The following is a 2,185-nucleotide window of genomic DNA, read 5'->3' as shown; positions in this document are numbered from 1 at the left end:
AAAAAAACAAGAAAAACCTTTAACCATTGTTAGAGAAAGGTTAATCATATTTCCCATAAACATATTAAGTTATGTTACTAATTACATATAAATATATCTATCAAACTGATATAAATGCTTTAAAAAGTAAAAAAAGTAAATAAATAGTTACATATAGTAAACTAAACTAAAATAAGATTCTTTTATCTTAAAAAATCCGTTAACCATGAAATGAATATAATTTTAATAAGCAAAAATTTATATATTTGAATAAAAATACTTAAAAACATTAAGTAAATAGAATATGATGTCATGATAGTGAATAAACAAATCATAAGCGGACTAATCATATGCTTTATCCTTGCAATCCCATCATTCCTATTGGGAAACATGTTCCCAATAATAGGAGGGCCAATCATCGCAATCCTACTTGGAATGGTCATTGCCATATTTTGGAAGGACAAGGGCAATGCAGAGGACGGAATCGGCTTTACATCCAAATACATACTTCAACTTGCAGTTGTATTCTTAGGATTCGGCCTTAATCTAAGCGTTATAGTCCAAACAGGAATACAATCACTGCCAATTATAATCGGAACAATATCAATAGCCCTTATTGTTGCATACATAATGATGAAGGCAATGAAGATGGAGAGAAACTCTGCAATTCTCATCGGTGTAGGGTCATCCATCTGTGGAGGCTCTGCAATCGCTGCAACAGCACCTGTCATAGGTGCAAATGATGAGGAAGTTGCACAATCAATCTCAATAATATTCTTCTTCAATGTAATAGCTGCAATAATATTCCCTATCCTTGGAAGGATCCTTGGATTCTCTACAGTAAGTGGAGATGCATTTGGAATATTTGCCGGAACTGCAATAAACGACACATCTTCAGTTACAGCGGCAGCTGCAACATGGGACAATATGTGGGGACTTGGATCTTCAACCCTTGATAAGGCAGCAACCGTTAAGCTTACAAGAACACTTGCAATAATCCCAATTACCCTTGCATTATCATATATAGTGGGCAAAAAGGAAGAGGCAAAGGAGAATTTAGGCCTTAATGAAAAAGAGGGATTCAGCTTAAAAAGAGCATTTCCAACATTTATAGGATTTTTCATAATTGCATCCATCATAACAACAATAGCAACAAGCTTTGGAGCAGACCCAATCCTATTTGTTCCGCTAAAGGAAATCAGCAAGTTTTTAATTGTTATGGCAATGCTTGCAATAGGCCTAAACAGTGATATTGTAAAACTTGTAAAGACAGGAGGAAAACCGTTGTTGCTCGGTGCAAGCTGTTGGATAGCCATAACTTTTGTCAGCCTATTATTGCAACACATTTTAGGAATTTGGTAATATTTACCAAATTTATCTTTTTTAAATAAACACCACGAGAATTATAAAGAAAACACCATATAATAAATGATTTTTATAAAACACATTTTCATTTTATTTTTTTGAATAATTTTTTTACTAAATTGTTTTTTATATTTTGGGGAATGTTTTAAGGATAAGATTAATTAATCTTAAAAATTTTTCATCAATAAAATAGAAATTTAACTATAATTTTTTATAATAATTTGTTTTGGCATCTCTTTTTAATTATTTCTGATTGAAGTTTCGTAAAACATTGGTTTAATGAAATTAATCAAACTGACAATAATAAATGGAACATATTATGATTTGCCAGAGGATGCTGGTTGGGCGAAGACGGATGGTAAAATATATACTGTGAAAAAGGCAGTGAAAAAAACATATAAGAAAATGCCCATTATCACTATGACTGGCAAGCCTTCCTGCTACACTTGCTGGAAGAACCATCGACCATACAAATGGTACAAAAGGACATACATAAATTACTGTCCGAATTGCAGAAGGTATGGGACATTATATAATGCTCATAAAAGAGGAAGCAAGTATGTTTCGTAAAACATTGGTTTAATGAAATTAATCAAACAAAAGATTGTAAATTCTTTAGTCAATGATAAAGAGTATAGTGGGTTTTATTTGCGTTGGTAAGAGAGAAAAGATCAAGAATTAAATATGTTCTCGTAGGACATAATACTATCAGAGGTGCTGCTGGCGCTTCTATTTTGAATGCTGAATTGATTAATAAACAAATATTATAATATTTTTTAATTATTTTTTCTTTTTTTATTTTCTCTTTTTTATTACTTTTATTTTAAATTAATAAATTAAA

2 protein-coding genes are annotated in these 2,185 nt (G+C 31.1%); both read left to right on the top strand.

The window, feature by feature from the left end; all coding sequences use genetic code 11:
* The first annotated feature begins 291 nt into the window (after nucleotides 1–291).
* The gene (locus ACKI67_RS03250) at nucleotides 292–1,341 is read left to right on the top strand and encodes a YeiH family protein (RefSeq protein ID WP_407461959.1); all 1,050 of its coding nucleotides are present in this window, start codon (nucleotides 292–294) and stop codon (nucleotides 1,339–1,341) included.
* Between the two features lie 423 nt (nucleotides 1,342–1,764).
* Entirely contained in the window at nucleotides 1,765–1,914 is a 150-nt protein-coding gene (locus tag ACKI67_RS03245; protein WP_407461958.1) for a hypothetical protein, read from the top strand.
* Nucleotides 1,915–2,185 lie beyond the last annotated feature (271 nt).

Source organism: Methanobrevibacter sp., assembly GCF_045577275.1.
Lineage (GTDB): Archaea > Methanobacteriota > Methanobacteria > Methanobacteriales > Methanobacteriaceae > Methanobrevibacter.
The sequence above is the reverse complement of the archived record's forward strand: the minus strand, read 5'-3'. Positions and strand labels throughout refer to the sequence as shown.

Excerpts from the sequence above, each read along its gene's own strand:
- ACKI67_RS03250 (WP_407461959.1), top strand. The coding sequence starts at position 292 with ATGATAGTGAATAAACAAATCATAAGCGGACTAATCATATGCTTTATC.
- ACKI67_RS03245 (WP_407461958.1), top strand. The coding sequence starts at position 1,765 with ATGACTGGCAAGCCTTCCTGCTACACTTGCTGGAAGAACCATCGACCA.